The organism is Actinosynnema sp. NPDC053489 (assembly GCF_044544865.1).
Lineage (GTDB): Bacteria > Actinomycetota > Actinomycetes > Mycobacteriales > Pseudonocardiaceae > Actinosynnema.
On record NZ_JBITXT010000002.1, the window covers coordinates 509,042 to 523,411 of the forward strand.

The 14,370-nt window shown below is 73.0% G+C and carries 14 protein-coding genes, 2 tRNA genes and 1 pseudogene; 13 read left to right on the forward strand and 4 right to left on the reverse strand.

Annotated elements, in window-relative coordinates:
* The first annotated feature begins 192 nt into the window (after window positions 1-192).
* The 3 genes from ACIGNX_RS05405 (at window position 193) to ACIGNX_RS05415 (ending at window position 2,379) form a co-directional block, all read left to right on the forward strand.
* Window positions 193-336, forward strand: a complete 144-nt coding sequence (locus ACIGNX_RS05405; protein WP_396536584.1) for a hypothetical protein — start codon at window positions 193-195, stop codon at window positions 334-336.
* 61 nt (window positions 337-397) lie between these two features.
* Window positions 398-889: a PH domain-containing protein gene (locus ACIGNX_RS05410; RefSeq protein ID WP_396536586.1), complete on the forward strand. Its 492-nt coding sequence runs from the start codon at window positions 398-400 to the stop codon at window positions 887-889.
* Between the two features lie 2 nt (window positions 890-891).
* Entirely contained in the window at window positions 892-2,379 is a 1,488-nt protein-coding gene (locus tag ACIGNX_RS05415) for a PH domain-containing protein (protein WP_396536988.1), read from the forward strand.
* Here the strand turns inward: ACIGNX_RS05415 and ACIGNX_RS05420 are convergent.
* A complete protein-coding gene (locus ACIGNX_RS05420; RefSeq protein ID WP_396536588.1) occupies window positions 2,368-3,342 on the reverse strand; it encodes a GlxA family transcriptional regulator in 975 nt (324 codons plus the stop codon). The genes ACIGNX_RS05415 and ACIGNX_RS05420 overlap by 12 nt on opposite strands.
* Before the next feature lie 71 nt (window positions 3,343-3,413).
* Between ACIGNX_RS05420 and ACIGNX_RS05425 the strand changes: the two genes are divergently transcribed.
* A complete protein-coding gene (locus tag ACIGNX_RS05425; protein ID WP_396536590.1) occupies window positions 3,414-4,709 on the forward strand; it encodes an MFS transporter in 1,296 nt (431 codons plus the stop codon).
* On the opposite strand, the pseudogene ACIGNX_RS05430 reads toward ACIGNX_RS05425, so the two are convergent.
* A pseudogene (locus tag ACIGNX_RS05430) lies at window positions 4,641-5,423 on the reverse strand (helicase HerA-like domain-containing protein). The gene ACIGNX_RS05425 and the pseudogene ACIGNX_RS05430 overlap by 69 nt on opposite strands.
* Before the next feature lie 68 nt (window positions 5,424-5,491).
* Here ACIGNX_RS05430 and orn point away from each other — a divergent pair.
* The 3 genes from orn (at window position 5,492) to ACIGNX_RS05445 (ending at window position 7,930) form a co-directional block, all read left to right on the forward strand.
* Window positions 5,492-6,103, forward strand: a complete 612-nt coding sequence (orn, locus tag ACIGNX_RS05435) for an oligoribonuclease (RefSeq protein WP_396536592.1) — start codon at window positions 5,492-5,494, stop codon at window positions 6,101-6,103.
* Window positions 6,104-6,165: 62 nt separating this feature from the next.
* Window positions 6,166-6,241 (forward strand) — tRNA-His (locus tag ACIGNX_RS05440).
* A 57-nt stretch (window positions 6,242-6,298) separates the two neighbouring features.
* Window positions 6,299-7,930, forward strand: coding sequence for an ABC-F family ATP-binding cassette domain-containing protein (locus ACIGNX_RS05445; RefSeq protein ID WP_396536593.1), 1,632 nt, complete (start codon window positions 6,299-6,301; stop codon window positions 7,928-7,930).
* Between the two features lie 3 nt (window positions 7,931-7,933).
* Here ACIGNX_RS05445 and ACIGNX_RS05450 read toward each other — a convergent pair whose 3' ends face one another.
* Window positions 7,934-8,980, reverse strand: a complete 1,047-nt coding sequence (locus ACIGNX_RS05450) for an Ig-like domain-containing protein (RefSeq protein WP_396536595.1) — start codon at window positions 8,978-8,980, stop codon at window positions 7,934-7,936.
* A gap of 387 nt (window positions 8,981-9,367) precedes the next feature.
* Between ACIGNX_RS05450 and ACIGNX_RS05455 the strand changes: the two genes are divergently transcribed.
* A tRNA-Lys gene (locus ACIGNX_RS05455) sits at window positions 9,368-9,443 on the forward strand.
* A gap of 138 nt (window positions 9,444-9,581) precedes the next feature.
* Here ACIGNX_RS05455 and ACIGNX_RS05460 read toward each other — a convergent pair.
* On the reverse strand, window positions 9,582-10,208 hold the full coding sequence (locus tag ACIGNX_RS05460; RefSeq protein WP_396536597.1) for a hypothetical protein: 627 nt from the start codon (window positions 10,206-10,208) through the stop codon (window positions 9,582-9,584).
* A 134-nt stretch (window positions 10,209-10,342) separates the two neighbouring features.
* On the opposite strand from ACIGNX_RS05460, the gene ACIGNX_RS05465 reads away from it, so the two are divergent.
* From ACIGNX_RS05465 to ACIGNX_RS05485, 5 genes are all read left to right on the forward strand, one after another.
* On the forward strand, window positions 10,343-11,455 hold the full coding sequence (locus ACIGNX_RS05465) for a DUF2786 domain-containing protein (protein ID WP_396536599.1): 1,113 nt from the start codon (window positions 10,343-10,345) through the stop codon (window positions 11,453-11,455).
* A 531-nt stretch (window positions 11,456-11,986) separates the two neighbouring features.
* On the forward strand, window positions 11,987-12,214 hold the full coding sequence (locus tag ACIGNX_RS05470) for a hypothetical protein (RefSeq protein ID WP_396536601.1): 228 nt from the start codon (window positions 11,987-11,989) through the stop codon (window positions 12,212-12,214).
* Window positions 12,215-12,267: 53 nt separating this feature from the next.
* A complete protein-coding gene (locus ACIGNX_RS05475; RefSeq protein ID WP_396536990.1) occupies window positions 12,268-12,654 on the forward strand; it encodes a very short patch repair endonuclease in 387 nt (128 codons plus the stop codon).
* Window positions 12,655-12,667: 13 nt separating this feature from the next.
* Window positions 12,668-13,756, forward strand: a complete 1,089-nt coding sequence (locus ACIGNX_RS05480) for a DNA cytosine methyltransferase (protein ID WP_396536992.1) — start codon at window positions 12,668-12,670, stop codon at window positions 13,754-13,756.
* A gap of 76 nt (window positions 13,757-13,832) precedes the next feature.
* The gene (locus tag ACIGNX_RS05485; RefSeq protein ID WP_396536603.1) at window positions 13,833-14,363 is read left to right on the forward strand and encodes a hypothetical protein; all 531 of its coding nucleotides are present in this window, start codon (window positions 13,833-13,835) and stop codon (window positions 14,361-14,363) included.
* Window positions 14,364-14,370 lie beyond the last annotated feature (7 nt).

The window sequence follows — 14,370 nt, forward strand, 5'->3', positions numbered from 1 at the left end:
GGTGGTGGGGCGTCCCCGACTGTCGGGACGGCCGCGGGTGGGGTACCGGCCGGCGGGGTGGAGGCGGAAGTGGGTGATGACCGTGAGGACTCCTCTGTGCCATGCTCCGCTTGGACGCCTCCGGGCGTTCCCCGCGGATCCGTCCGGCTCCCCCCTGCCGAGCAGCCGCTGCGATCGAACGGAGAAACAACCATGGTTGTGCACTTGCTGCGCAGGATCATGACTGTGCTGGCCCTGGGCGCCGGCCTCACGGTGGTCGTCGGCGTGCCCGCGGTCCTCCACGCCGACAGCGCGGCGGAGGCCAGGATCTTCCAGGCGCCGTTCGCGCAGCCGTAACGGGCCCGGCCCGGCCGGGTTCGCGCACACGCGAACTCGGCCTTGAGGCACAGTGGACGGCGTGAGCACCACAGCGTTGCGCCTGCGCGCGCCGCGGCACCGGGTGAGCCGCAAGTCGATCACCCTCTGGACCCTGCACGCCCTGATCGGCTGGGCGGTGCTGCTCGTGCCGCAACTGGTCGTGCTGGTGTTCGCGTCCTCGCCGTGGCAGGTCGCCGTCGCCACCGCGACCCTGGTGCTCGGCGCGGCGCACACCCTGGTCATGCCGCGCTGGCGCTACCGGGTGCACCGGTGGGAGGCCACCCCCGACGCGGTCTACACGCTGGCGGGCTGGCTGAACCAGGAGTGGCGGATCGCGCCGGTCTCGCGCATCCAGACGGTGGACACCAAGCGCGGGCCGCTCCAGCAGCTGCTCGGCCTGTCCACCGTCACCGTCACCACCGCCTCGGCCGCCGGTCCCGTGCTCATCGAGGGCCTCGACCACGAGGACGCCGTGCGGCTGGCCGACGAGCTGACGACCACCACCCAGGCCACGCCGGGTGATGCCACGTGACGATGGACCTGCCCGCCGCGCCCGAGTACGCCGAACCGGTCGTGGACTGGCACCGGCTGGACGTGCGGATGCTCGTCGTGCGGCCGCTCAACGAGCTGCTGGGCCTGGTCCCGCTGTTCGTCGGCCTGCTCGTGCTGGGCCGGGGCGAGACGTGGCGGCTGCTGCTGAGCGTCGGCGTGATCGCGGCGATCGTGCTGTTCGGCCTGCTGCGCTGGATCACCACCCGGTACCGGATCACCACCGAGCAGGTCGAGATGCACACCGGGCTGCTGGTGCGCAAGCGCCTGGCCGTGCCGCGCGACCGCATCCGCACGGTCGACCTGACCGCCAAGCTCGGGCACCGGCTGTTCGGGCTGTCGGCGATCCGCGTCGGCACCGGGCAGCGCGACCAACCCGGCGAGGACGGCCTGACGCTGGACGCCGTGTCGTCGGCCGAGGCCGAGCGGCTGCGCCTGGTGCTGCTCACCACCGCCAAGGCCGAGGCGCCGGCGGAGGCCGCCGAGGAGCGGCCCGGTGTCGTGCTGTCCGAGTGGGACAACCGGTGGCTGCGGTACGCGCCGCTGACGCTGTCCGGGCTCGTGGCCGCCGGCGCGCTGTCCGGGTTCGCGATGAACTTCGCCCGGGAGTTGGACATCGAGCTGTTCGAGCCGATGACCCGGGCCGCGCACTGGGTCGCGGAACAGCCGATCGGGTTGACCGTGGCGCTGGTCGCGGCGGTCGTGCTGCTGATCGCCACGCTCGGCTCGGCGCTGGTGTACGTGGTGCAGTTCTGGGGCTACCGGCTGACCCGCGAGCCGGACGACACGGTCCGCGTCCGCCGCGGCCTGCTCACCACCCGCTCGGTTTCCGTTGCCGAGCAACGGCTCCGCGGCGTGGAGCTGGTCGAACCGCTGCTGCTGCGCGCCGGGCGGGGCGCCCACGCCAAGACCGTGACGACCGGGTTGGGCCGCAAGGGCGAGAGCAACCTGCTGCTGCCGCCGGCGCCGGTCGCCGAGGCGCACCGGGTGTCCGCGGCCGTGCTGCGGCAGGACGAGCCGCCGACCCGGACGCCGCTGCGCCGCCACCCGCCGGCCGCGCTGCGCCGCCGACTGGTGCGCGCCGTCGTGCCGCCGCTCGTGCTCGCCGCCGTCCTGGCGTGGTTCGCGCCGGACTGGACGTGGCAGGTGGTGCTCGCGCTGGTGCCGTTCGCCGCGCTGCTGGGTTGGGACCGCTACCGCTCGCTGGGCCACGCGGCGACCGACCGGCACCTGCTCGCCCGCGCGGGCTCGCTGATCCGGGAAACCGTCGTGCTGCAACGCACCGGCATCATCGGCTGGCGGATCTCCCGCTCCTTCTTCCAGCGCCGCGCGGGCCTGGTCACGATCACCGCCACCACCGCGGCGGGCGACGGCGCGTACCACGTGGTCGACGTGGCCGAGGCCGACGGCCTGGCGCTGGCCGACGAGGCGGTGCCGGACCTGCTGCGACCGTTCCTGAAGCTAGCCGACTGAGCGGAACGTGGTCCGGTAGGCGCTGGGCGACACGCCGAGCGCCGCGCTCATCTGCTGCCGCAGCGCCGCGCCCGTGCCGAAGCCCGCGTGCCGCGCCACCAGGTCGACGGGCAGGTCCGTGGTCTCCAGCAGGTGCCTGGCCCGTTCGACGCGCTGCTGCGCGAGCCACTTGCCCGGGCTCACGCCCGTCTCCTCGCGGAACCGGCGGGTGAACGTGCGCACGCTCATCCGCGCCCGCCCGGCCAGCGCCCGCAGGTCCAGCGGCTCCGCCAGGTGCTCCAGCGCCCACGCGCGGGCCGCCGCGGTCGACGCGTCGGCCTGGGCCGGGATCGGCCGGACGATGAACTGCGACTGGCCGCCCGGCCGCCACGGAGGCACGACGCACCGGCGGGCCGCCATCGTCGCCACCTCGCTGCCGTGGTCGCGGCGCACCACGTGCAGGCACAGGTCCACGCCCGCCGCGACGCCCGCCGAGGTCAGCACGTCGCCGTCGTCGACGAACAGCACGTCCGGGTCGAGGTCGACGTGCGGGAACAGGCGGCGGAAGTTGTCGGCGTGCGCCCAGTGCGTGGTGGCCCGGCGCCCGTCCAGCAGGCCGACCGCGGCCAGCACGAACGCGCCGGTGCAGATCGACATGACCCGCGCGCCCCGGGCCGCCGCCGCGAGCAGCGCCTCGCGCACCGGCTCCTCCACCGCGCCGTCCGCGAGCACCCGCGCGCCGTAGCTGACCCCGGCCGCGACGACCGTGTCCGCCTCGGCCAGCAGGTCGAGGCCGTGGTCGGGCGTGATGGTGAAGCCCGCGGCGCTGCGCACGGGCCGCCCGCCCGGCGTGCAGACCCGCACCCGGTACAACCGCTGACCGTCGTCGTCGCGAGCGGCGTTGAAGACCTGCGTCGGGGTGCCGAGGTCGAACGTCACCACCTCGTCCAGGGCGATCACGGCGACCAGGTGGCGGCTGTCCATGGCTGGATCTTTGCACATGATGGCCATCCAGCCACTTTTCGGAACCGGGTGGAATCGATGACGCTTCTCCCGTGATTCGCAGCAGGCAGAACTGGGCATGGGTGGTCGCGGGCGTCAGCTTCATCGCGCTCGTCGGCGCCGCGGCGTTCCGGGCCACCCCGGGCGCGTTGATCGAACCGCTGCAACGCGAGTTCGGCTGGTCCACCGCCACGGTCGGCTTCGCCGTGTCGGTGAACCTCATGTTGTTCGGGCTGACCGCGCCGTTCGCGGCGGCCCTGATGGAGCGGCTCGGCGTGCGCAAGGTCGTGGCCTCGGCGTTGACGCTGGTCGCGGTGGGCAGCGGGTTGACCGTCTTCATGACCACCGCCTGGCAGCTCGTGCTGTTCTGGGGGGTGCTCGTCGGCCTGGGCACCGGGTCCATGGCACTGGCGTTCGTCGCCACGATCACCGGCCGCTGGTTCGTCAAGCACCGGGGCCTGGTCACCGGCATCCTCACCGCGGGCGGCGCGACGGGCCAGCTCGTGTTCCTGCCCGTGGTGGCGGCGCTGTCGGAGTCGTCCGGGTGGCGCACGGCGGCGCTCGTGGTGTCCGTCGCCGCCCTCGCGGTGGTGCCGCTGGTGCTGCTGTTCCTCCGCGAGCACCCGGCCGACCTGGGCGTCGCGCCCTACGGGGGTGACGTGGTGGTGCCGGTGACGCCCCCGTCCGGCGGCACGGCCCGCCGAGCCCTCGGCGCGCTGACCGGCGCGGCGCGCACCGGTCCTTTCTGGTTCCTCGCGGCGGGTTTCGCGATCTGCGGCGCGACCACCAACGGCCTGGTCGGCACCCACTTCATCCCGGCCGCGCACGACCACGGCATGCCCACCACCACCGCCGCGGGCCTCCTCGCGCTCGTCGGCATCTTCGACATCGTCGGCACGGTGCTCTCGGGCTGGCTCACCGACCGCGTGGACTCGCGCGTGCTGCTCGCCGTGTACTACGCGTTGCGCGGCGCGTCGCTGCTCGTGCTGCCGCAGCTGTTCCACGACTCGGTGCACCCGTCGATGCTCGTGTTCATCATCTTCTACGGGCTGGACTGGGTCGCCACCGTGCCGCCGACCGTGGCCCTGTGCCGCCAGGTGTTCGGCCTGTCCGCGCCGGTCGTCTTCGGCTGGGTCTTCGCCTCGCACCAGATCGGCGCGGCGTTCGCCGCCACCGCCGCCGGGCTCACCCGCGACCACTTCGGTGACTACGCGCCCGCCTGGTACGTCGCCGGGCTGCTCAGCATCGGCGCGGCCGTGCTGTCCATGAAGGTCAAGCGGTCACCGGCGCCGGCGGGAGGTCCCGAACAGCCTGCGGGTGATCTCACGCCCGAGGGCGCTCGCGGCTGAGCGCGGGAACGACTCCACCGCCGGGTTTCCCCGGCGAGGGTGGCGCCTCCGCCTCCGGTGGGGGCGCCACCCTCGCCGTCGGCTTCTCGTAGGCCGACTCGCGGTCCACCGTCCCGGCGTACCGGCCGTGCAGCTCGGACACCCGGGCGGGCTCGCGGATCGCGTCCGGCCCGATCGTGTCCATCGAGGACCGCGGCACGCGCAGCCTGGTCCAGGCCACCCGGTTCGGCACACCCCTCTCGCCCAGCACCTCAGCTCGGCCAGTTCCCAGCAGCAACACCACACCCCGCCGTCGCCAACGACACACCGCCCAGCCCTTTCAGGTCCGCCTTGCCCTCGGCGGAGGTGAGGTGGGTGATCACCGCCCGCAGGTCCTTGGTGTCCAAGCCCGCGCGAGTCGGCCCAGTGGAAGACCAGCCCGAGCGTCGACTCCCGGGTGTCGTTGAGCCCGAGCACCTCCGACAGCAGGATCGGCCCGAAGCCCGTCACGGTCGCCCGCACCGGCACTGCCACGCCGTCGGTGCCCGGGAAGAGGAACCGCACGGGGCACGCCCGCGGCTGCCGGTCGTCACCGGTCTCGGCCGCCCGGGCGGTGATCCGCTCGCCGCCCTCACCCGGACGGGACAACCCGGACAGGTCGCCCTCGACGTCCGCCACCAGGCCGTGCCGGTTCAGCGCGATGTCGCCTTGGGCGGTCATCGCCCCGAGCGTGATGAGATTGGTAGGGGCCGCCACCCGAAGCGGCGCGGGCCGTCCGCGACCGGGCGACTAGGCTCGCGCGGGTGATGGATCGCTTGGTGTGGATCGACTGCGAGATGACGGGCCTCGACCTGGGCAAGGACGCCTTGATCGAGATCGCGGCGCTGGTGACGGACGCGGAGCTGAACGTGCTCGGCGACGGCGTGGACGTGGTGATCCACGCCGACGACACCGCCCTCGACTCGATGCCGGACGTCGTCATGCAGATGCACGCCAAGTCCGGCCTCACCGAGGAGGTCCGGCGGTCGGCCGTGACGCTCGCCGACGCGGAGGCGCAGGTGCTGGCCTACGTCAAGGAGTGGGTGCCGGACCCGCGCACCGCTCCCCTGGCGGGCAACTCGATCGCCACCGACCGCGGGTTCATCGCCCGCGACATGCCCGAGCTGGACGCCCACCTGCACTACCGGATGGTCGACGTGTCGTCGATCAAGGAGCTGTGCCGGCGGTGGTACCCGCGCATCTACTACGCGCAGCCCGGCAAGGGCCTGGCGCACCGCGCGCTCGCCGACATCAGGGAGTCGATCCGGGAGCTGGCCTACTACCGGCGCACGGCGTTCGTGCCGCAGCCGGGGCCGACCTCGGAGCAGGCGCAGGCCGTCGCCGCCGAGCTGCTGGCCGCCGACCGGCGGGAATAGGGCCGATTTCAGACCCGGCGGCAGGGCACTGTATGCTTCTCGCGCCGGGTCAACCGGTCTTGGTGGGTGTAGCTCAGCTGGCAGAGCACTGGGTTGTGATCCCAGGTGTCGCGGGTTCAAGTCCCGTCACTCACCCCAAGCGGAACGCCCCCCGACGCCCGAGTCGGGGGGCGTCTTCTTTTGCCTGGAGTCCTCGTGAGCGCCACTCTCGTCGCGAAAGACCTGGCCGCCGGGCACGGCGACCGGGTGCTGTTCTCGGGCCTCGACCTCGTCGTGGCGCCCGGGGACGTGATCGGCCTGGTCGGCGCCAACGGCGCGGGCAAGTCCACGGTGCTGCGGACCCTCGCGGGCCTGCTGCCCGCCGAGCGGGGTGTGATCCGCCTCTCCCCCGTGACGGCGACCGTCGGCCACCTGCCGCAGGAACCGGACCGGCGTCCGGGTGAGACGGTCCGCGAGTTCCTCGCCCGCCGCACGGGGGTGGCGGCGGCGCAGGCCGAGCTGGACCGGGCGACCGAGGCGCTGACCGCGGGCGCCGATGGCGACGGCTACTCCGACGCGCTGGAGCGGTGGCTCGCGCTCGGCGGCGCGGACCTGGCGGAGCGGTCGCTGGAGGTGGCGGCCGACCTGGGCCTGGACGTGTCGCTCGACCTGCCGATGACGGCCCTGTCCGGCGGTCAGGCGGCCCGCGCGAGCATGGCGTCGTTGCTGCTGAGCAGGTACGACGTGTTCCTGCTCGACGAGCCGACCAACGACCTCGACCTGGACGGGCTGGCCCGGCTGGAGCGGTTCGTGACGGGCCTGCGCGCGGGCGTCGTCGTCGTGTCGCACGACCGGGAGTTCCTGGCCCGCACGGTGACGCGGGTGGTGGAGCTGGACCTCGCGCAGCAGCAGGTGCGGACCTACGGCGGCGGCTACGACGCGTACCTGGAGGAGCGGGAGATCGCCCGCAGGCACGCGCGGGAGGAGTACGAGGAGTACGCCTCCACCCGCGCGTCGCTGGAGGAGCGCGCCAGGGCGCAACGGGCGTGGATGGAGAAGGGCGTGAAGAACGCCCGCCGCAAGGCGCCCGACAACGACAAGGCCGGGCGCAAGTTCCGCACCGAGGCGACCGAGAAGCAGGCGGCGAAGGCGCGGCAGACCGAGCGGCTGATCGAACGGCTCGACGTGGTCGAGGAGCCGCGCAAGGAGTGGGAGCTGCGGATGGAGATCGCCGCCGCGCCCCGGTCCGGCGCGGTGGTGGCGGTGCTGCGGTCCGCGGTGGTGACGCGCGGGTCGTTCACGCTCGGGCCCGTCGACCTCCAGGTGGACTGGGCCGACCGGATCGCCATCACCGGCGCGAACGGCTCGGGCAAGTCGACGTTGCTGGCGGCGCTGCTCGGACGCGTGCCGGTGGCGTCGGGGTCGCGGTCGCTCGGCTCGGGCGTGGTCGTCGGGGAGGTCGACCAGGCGCGCGGGCTGTTCCTGGGCGAGGAGTCGTTGCTGGACGCGTTCGGCGCGGCCGTGCCGGACCTCGTGCCCGCCGACGTGCGCACGCTGCTGGCGAAGTTCGGGCTGAAGGCGGCGCACGTGCTGCGGACGGCGGCGTCGCTGTCCCCCGGCGAGCGCACGCGGGCCGCGCTGGCGCTGCTGCAGGCCCGCGGGGTGAACCTGCTCGTGCTGGACGAGCCGACCAACCACCTCGACCTGCCCGCGATCGAGCAGCTGGAGTCAGCGCTGGACGCCTACACCGGCACGTTGCTGCTGGTCACGCACGACCGGCGGATGCTGGACGCGGTGCGCACGACCCGCCGCCTGGAGGTGGCGGCGGGTCGCGTCACGGACCGGTGAGGACTAGCGGTTGCCGCCCTTGACCCACTGGTCCCACGGGATCTGCCAGTCGCCGTAGCCGTCGGTCGGCTCCAGCGCCGGGCCGCCGGAGTTGGTGACGACCACGACGTCGCCCTGCTTGGAGTTGTCGAACACCCACTTGGCGTTCTCCGGCGAGAGGTTCAGGCAGCCGTGGCTGACGTTGCGGTGGCCCTGGTCGCCGATCGACCACGGCGCGCTGTGGAAGAAGATGCCGGAGTGCGACATCCGGAAGGCCCAGTCGACCGGGGTGACGTAGCCGCCGGCGTCCAGCGCCAGGCCGTAGGTGCGGGAGTCCATGACCATGTGGTCGTGCTTCTCCATGAGCACGTAGGTGCCCGTGGGGGTGGCGTTCTCGGCGTTGCCCATCGAGGTCGGCATGGTGCGCACGACCTGGCCGTTGACCTTGGTGACGACCTGGTGGGACTGGCCGTCGGCCTCGTGGACGACGGCGTCGCCGATGGTGAGGGAGACCCGCCGGTCCTCCTCGCCGTACACGCCGTTGCCGACGTGCTTGCCGTAGATCCGGGCGTCGATGGTGATCCTGGTGCCGGGGGTCCAGTAGTTCTGCGGGCGCCAGTGCAGCTTCTTGTCGTCGAACCAGTAGAACGCGCCCTCGACGTGCGGCTCGGTGGTGATCGAGATCATCGCCTCGGCGGCGGCCTTGTCGGCGACCGGCTCGTCGAAGTTGAAGTCGAGGGGTTGGCCGATGCCGACCGTGCTGCCGTCGAGGGGGTTGACCGAGAGGTAGGTCAGGGTGCGCGGCTTCACGGTGGTGAAGGTGGAGGTCTTGGTGACGGCCGTGCCGTCCGCGCCCTCGCCGGTGACGGCCAGGGTGTAGGTCTTCTGGTAGCCGAGGGGTTCGGTGGAGGTCCACTGCAGACCGTCGGGGCTGAGTTGGCCCGCCACGGCCCTGCCGTCGCCGTTCGTCAGCGCGACGGAGGTGATCCTGCCGTCCACGGCCTTGGCCACGACCGGCGCCCCGGGCGCCACGTCGACGGCCGCGTCCGCCGGTCCGGTGGTGAAGGACACGGCCTTGGGCGGCGGTGTGGACGAGGTCGTACCGGAGGGCGCACCGGCGGCGGCACCGGTCGAAGAGCCCGACGAACAACTTGTGATCAACGTCGCAACCAACCCGATCGCGACGATCCCCAGCGCTCTGCGCGCCCCCCGCGTGCGGTACATCCCCGTCCTCCGCTCCGTCCCCGAAACGCCGCGACAGCCCACTACAGGAGCCTGTCGGCGTCCCCTGACAAGGTGACGCCCGGAGGGTTGACGATGTTGCCCGAGATACTGGATCGTTACCAACGCGAAGTTCCCCCTGCACCAGGGCGGTACACCGGCCCTGACCAGGCGATTGGGAGCTGGGAGAGACGCTGTGCTAATGTTCTTCGCGTCGGACGGAGCAAGACGGTCCGAGCGCCGCTAGCTCAACTGGCAGAGCAGCTGACTCTTAATCAGCGGGTTCGGGGTTCGAGTCCCTGGCGGCGCACCACCTCTGATCAGGCGGTTTCCCGAAATGGGAGACCGCCTGATTCTTTATGTCGTCCGCCGGCCACCTGTTGTCGCGCGTTTTCGGGACCGGCGCGATCCCTTCTCGACGGCTTCGCGCCAATTCCCGGCCGTGCCGCGCTCAGCCGAAGGCCAGCGCTATCCGCCGGCCCGCCAGCAACCGCGTCCGCCGCACCTCCGGGTCGACGTCGGCGTCGGCATTGCGGTCCAGGCGGTCGTAGGACTTGGCCAGCAGCCAGTGCGCGGCCTCGGCCCCGATCTTCGTCAGCGGACCCTGGTCGGCCAGGCGGTGGCGGGCCGTGGTGACGTCACGGGTCACGAAGGCGGTGCGCACCTCGCCGCCCGCCAGCTCGTCGATGAGGAACACCATGGCGTGCTCGTCGGCGGCGAAGCCGTAAGCGCAGATCAGGGCCAGGTAGCCGGCGTCGAGCGACCGATCGCAGATCCACGCCCCGCCGACGGTCAGGGGCGGGCCGGCGGGCGGCACGGCGCCCGCCGCCCACTCGCGCGGACGACCGGTCAGCGCGGCGGCCAGGACGCCCAGCAGGGCGTGGTTGCGCCGGCTCGGCAGCGACACCGCGTGCTCGATCAGGCCCGCCCAGAACTCCTCGTCCGGCCGGACGTCGGCGACCGCGCTGCTGACCGTCAGCTCGGCCTCCAGCGGGTCGAGCAGTTGCGGCAGGGCGCGGCAGCGGTGGACGACCTGTCGTTGGGCCGTGGTCAGCGGCGTCCCCTGTAGACGGTTCACCACCACGATCGGCCGCCGCCTCGGCGCCTGCGTCTTCCGGCTCACCGGGCGAGGCTGGCACGTCCGGGACCGGTGGGGCCGCGACGCGCACCGGGTGCGGCGACACCACACCCGAAAGGGGACAATCGGCGGTCGTGGACTCCCTGCGCGAGGCGTTGTGGCGGGCCGCGGCGAACCGCCGGGCCCGGTTGCCGCGCACCTCCTCCCTCCCACCGGCCGAAGTGGACGACGCGGTGCGGGCGGTGCTGACGCGCGCCTTCGAGCACCTGTGGGAGCACGGCTGGCTGCCTTACGACGTGTACGAGGTCGTGCGGCGCAACGAGGACGAGCGCGCGCTCTCCTTCCTCGTGGACTCGCTGGCGCTGGAGGCGTCCCGCTACCCGGCGCTGCACCCGCGCTGGCAGGAGCAGCTCGCGGAGATCGGCGCGACGGTGTGGTGGGACGTCGGACGCCCGCACCTCGACCAGTGGGCGACCAGGCACATCGAGCTGCGCGACGACGCCGTGGCCGCCGCGGTGGCGGTGCTGGCGGTGCTGATCGCGCTGCCGGCGCTGCCGGTGATCGTGCCAAAGCCGGGTTCGCCGCTCGCCGCGATCGACCACCACCACGTGGACCCCAAGGTGCTCAACCGGGTGCGCGGGCTGCTGGCCAAGGCCGAGTCGACCGCGTTCCCGGACGAGGCGGAGGCGTTGACGGCGAAGGCGCAGGAGCTGGTGACCCGGCACGCGCTGGAGCGGATGCCCCTGGAAGCGCCGACGACGACATCGCGCCGGCTGTGGCTGGACAAGCGGTACTTCGACGGCAAGGCGCACGTCGTGCACGTGGTCGCGGAGGCCAACCGGTGCCGCGCCGTGGTGTACGACCTGGGGTTCGTGGCGCTGGTCGGCGAGGAGCTGGACCTGGAGATCGTGGAGCTGCTGTCGGCGTCGCTGCTGGTCCAGGCGACGCGCGCGATGGTCGCGGCGGGCGAGAAGGCCCGCAAGGGCGACGAGGAGCGGTCGGCGGCGTTCCGCAAGTCGTTCCTGCTGTCCTACGCGCACCGGATCGGGGAACGGCTGCGGACCGCGAACGAGGTGTCCGACGACGACCGGCTGCTGCCCGTGCTGGCCGAGCGCCGCAAGGCCGTGGAGGAGTACTTCGGCGCGATGTTCAGCCGCACGGTGGCCAAGTCGACGCCGGTGCGCAGCGCGGCGGGGTGGGACGCGGGGCGCTCGGCGGCGGACCGGGCCGACCTGTCGATCGGCTGACCCGCGGTTCTCCCGGAACTGTCGGTGGTCGTCCCTACCCTCCCGCCATGACCACCGCGATGGAAGTCCGCCGGCTGTTCAACGTCACGCAGGAGACCCGGTTCCGCTTCAACCACTGGTACAGCGGGCGCGAGCACGTCGTGGCGCACCTGATGGCGCACGAGTCCGTCGCCGTGCACCGGATCACCGCCGACGAGGTCGAGGCCGCGTGCCGGAGCGCGCCGAGGCCCGGGCCGGCCGACGTGCCGGAGGTCCGGGAGTGGCGGCCGGACTTCGCCTTCGCGCACGTGGCGCACCACGTGGTGGAGGCGCTGGGCCGATTACCCGGCCGGAGTTCCGCGAGTTCTGCGAGGCCGACGAGCGAGCGCGGGCGATGCTGTGGACACCCGCGCGGGAGGTGGTTGCGGAGGTCGGCCCGGGAGGTCGGGCCGCGCTGCGCGACCGGGTCGTGTCGGACTTCCTGCGGTTCCTGCGGGACGTGTACGTGGTCGCGGTGCTGCGCGGGCACGGGTTGGACGTGCGGTGCACCCGTTGGCGGACACGGTCTTCAAGGTGGACGCGTGGGCCGGGCGGCTGATCCTCAACCCGCGCGGCGGCGGGCAGCGGTCGGCGGACCTGCTGGTGCACGCGGTGCCGCCGTTCTTCTTCGCCGACCTGGGCGTCACGGGGTCCGCGCGGGTCGGTGCGGCCGTGCTGCCGGCGCGGGCGCAGCTCGACCGGGCGGCGCGGAGGCTGCGGGACGTGCTGCACCCGGTGTGAGCCATCATGACCGGGTGCCGAACCTGGAGACGACGGACGACGTCCGCGCCCGGATGAGCAAGCAGCGCTCCCGCGACACGGGCATCGAGGTGGCGTTGCGGCGCGAGCTGCACCGGCTGGGGCTGCGCTACCGGGTGCACCGGCGGCCGGTGCGGGCGGTCCGGCGCGAGGCGGACGTGGTGTTCGGGCCGGCGAAGGTGGCCGTGTTCGTGGACGGGTGCTTCTGGCACGGCTGCCCGGAGCACGGCACGTGGCCCAAGCGCAACGGCGAGTTCTGGCGGGCGAAGATCGAGGGCAACCGGGCGCGTGACGCGCACACCGACGAGGTGCTGGCGGAGGAGGGGTGGCTCGCGGTGCGGGTGTGGGAGCACGAGGACCCGGCCGCGGCGGCGAGTCGGGTGCGGACGGCGGTCCTGGGGCGGCGCGGTCGGCTAGCCTGAACCCGTGCTGTCCATGATCGACCTGTTCGCCGGCTGCGGCGGCATGACCTCCGGGTTCGCCGCGGCGGGCGGCTACCGGCCGGTCATGGCGGTCGAGTGGGACCTGCACGCGGCGGCGACGTACGCGGCGAACTTCGGCGAGGACCACATCCGCTGGTCCGACATCGCGGCCATTCCGGACAGCGCGATCCCCCAGGTGGACGTGATCGTGGGCGGCCCGCCGTGCCAGGGGTTCTCGAACCTGGGCTCGAAGGACGTCAACGACCCGCGCAACTCGCTGTGGCGCGAGTACCTGCGGTTCGTGCGCACGGCGCGGCCGTCGGTGTTCGTGATCGAGAACGTCGACCGGTTCCTGGCGTCGACGGAGTTCGCGTTGCTGCAGGCCGAGACCGAGGGCTACGAGCTGAGCCACGGCATCCTGCTCGCTGCGGATTTCGGCGTGCCGCAACGGCGTCGGCGCACGATCGTGATCGGCTCGCGGATCGGGCGGATCCCGCTGCCGGCGGCGACGCACCCGCGTGGGCGCTGGCACACGGTGGGCGACGTGCTGCGCGGCCTGCCGGAGCAGCCGGTGACGACCGCGTTCCCGAAGTCGCGGGTGGAGTTCTTCGGTCGTGAGCTGCCCGGGCCGTTCAAGAGCCCGGACCTGCACCTGGGCCGCAACCCCACGCCGATGTCCCTGGAGCGGTACCGGCACATCCCGCCCGGCGGCGGGCGGTTCGACCTGCCGCCGCACCTGCTGCCCCGGTGCTGGGCGGAGAAGAAGACCGGCACGACGGACGTGATGGGCCGGATGCGGTGGGACGAGCCGTCGCTGACCATCCGCACGGAGTTCTACAAGCCGGAGAAGGGCCGCTACCTGCACCCGCAGTGGGAGCCGGGCGAGGACGGGCACCGGGTCGACCGCCCGATCACGCACCTGGAGGCGGCGCGGTTGCAGTCGTTCCCGGACTCGTTCGAGTGGTGCGGGTCGAAGATCGAGGTGGCCAGGCAAATCGGCAACGCCGTGCCTCCGTCGCTGGCGAGGGCGATCGCCGAGCACCTCAAGCCGTACCTGACCGGCGCCGAACCGACCGCGCCGACCTGCCCGCTCTGCCGCTGACCTTCCGGCGGCCCGACATCGTCGGCGCGGATTGTTCGGCGCGGGATTGTCGGACCCCTCCACTACCGTCATCACCATGACGACAACCACGTACGAGAACGCGGTCCGCATCGGTTCCACGACCTACCAGCTCGTGGCCACCGCCGATCCGGGCCTGACCGTCGACCTGGCCGGGGTGGACGCCTCGGGCGCCCTGGTGGCGGAGGGCAACCTGCGCCTGCCCGCCGACGCCGGCGCGCGGATCGGCAAGCTGCTGGCGCAGGTGTTGGAGGCGCTGGGCCGGCTGAGCGCGCCGGTGGCGCCCGCGTCCCGCGACCGCCCGGCGAACGCGAACCAGCCGTGGACGGAGGATCTGGACGAGGACCTGCGCGCCGACTGGCTCGCCGCGCCCGTCGACACCCCGATCGCGGAGCTGATCCGGTCGATCGCGAAACGCCTGGAGCGCTCCCCCACCTCGATCCGGTCGCGGCTGGCGAGGGTCGGCTGCGACCCCGACGTGCCGGGCCGGGCCCTGTCGGAGGGTGCCGCCGAGGTGCTCGGGGTTCAGGGTCGGGATCAGGGGCGGGTCAGGGGCGCACCGGATCCGGGAGGGGAGGGCGGCGGGTGATGCTCGT

Bases quoted from the DNA above. Each gene is read 5' to 3' on its own strand.
- ACIGNX_RS05405 (WP_396536584.1), top strand. From the start codon at position 193: ATGGTTGTGCACTTGCTGCGCAGGATCATGACTGTGCTGGCCCTGGGC.
- ACIGNX_RS05415 (WP_396536988.1), top strand. From the start codon at position 892: ATGGACCTGCCCGCCGCGCCCGAGTACGCCGAACCGGTCGTGGACTGG.
- ACIGNX_RS05420 (WP_396536588.1), bottom strand. From the start codon at position 3,342: ATGGACAGCCGCCACCTGGTCGCCGTGATCGCCCTGGACGAGGTGGTG.
- ACIGNX_RS05475 (WP_396536990.1), top strand. From the start codon at position 12,268: ATGAGCAAGCAGCGCTCCCGCGACACGGGCATCGAGGTGGCGTTGCGG.
- ACIGNX_RS05480 (WP_396536992.1), top strand. From the start codon at position 12,668: ATGATCGACCTGTTCGCCGGCTGCGGCGGCATGACCTCCGGGTTCGCC.
- ACIGNX_RS05485 (WP_396536603.1), top strand. From the start codon at position 13,833: ATGACGACAACCACGTACGAGAACGCGGTCCGCATCGGTTCCACGACC.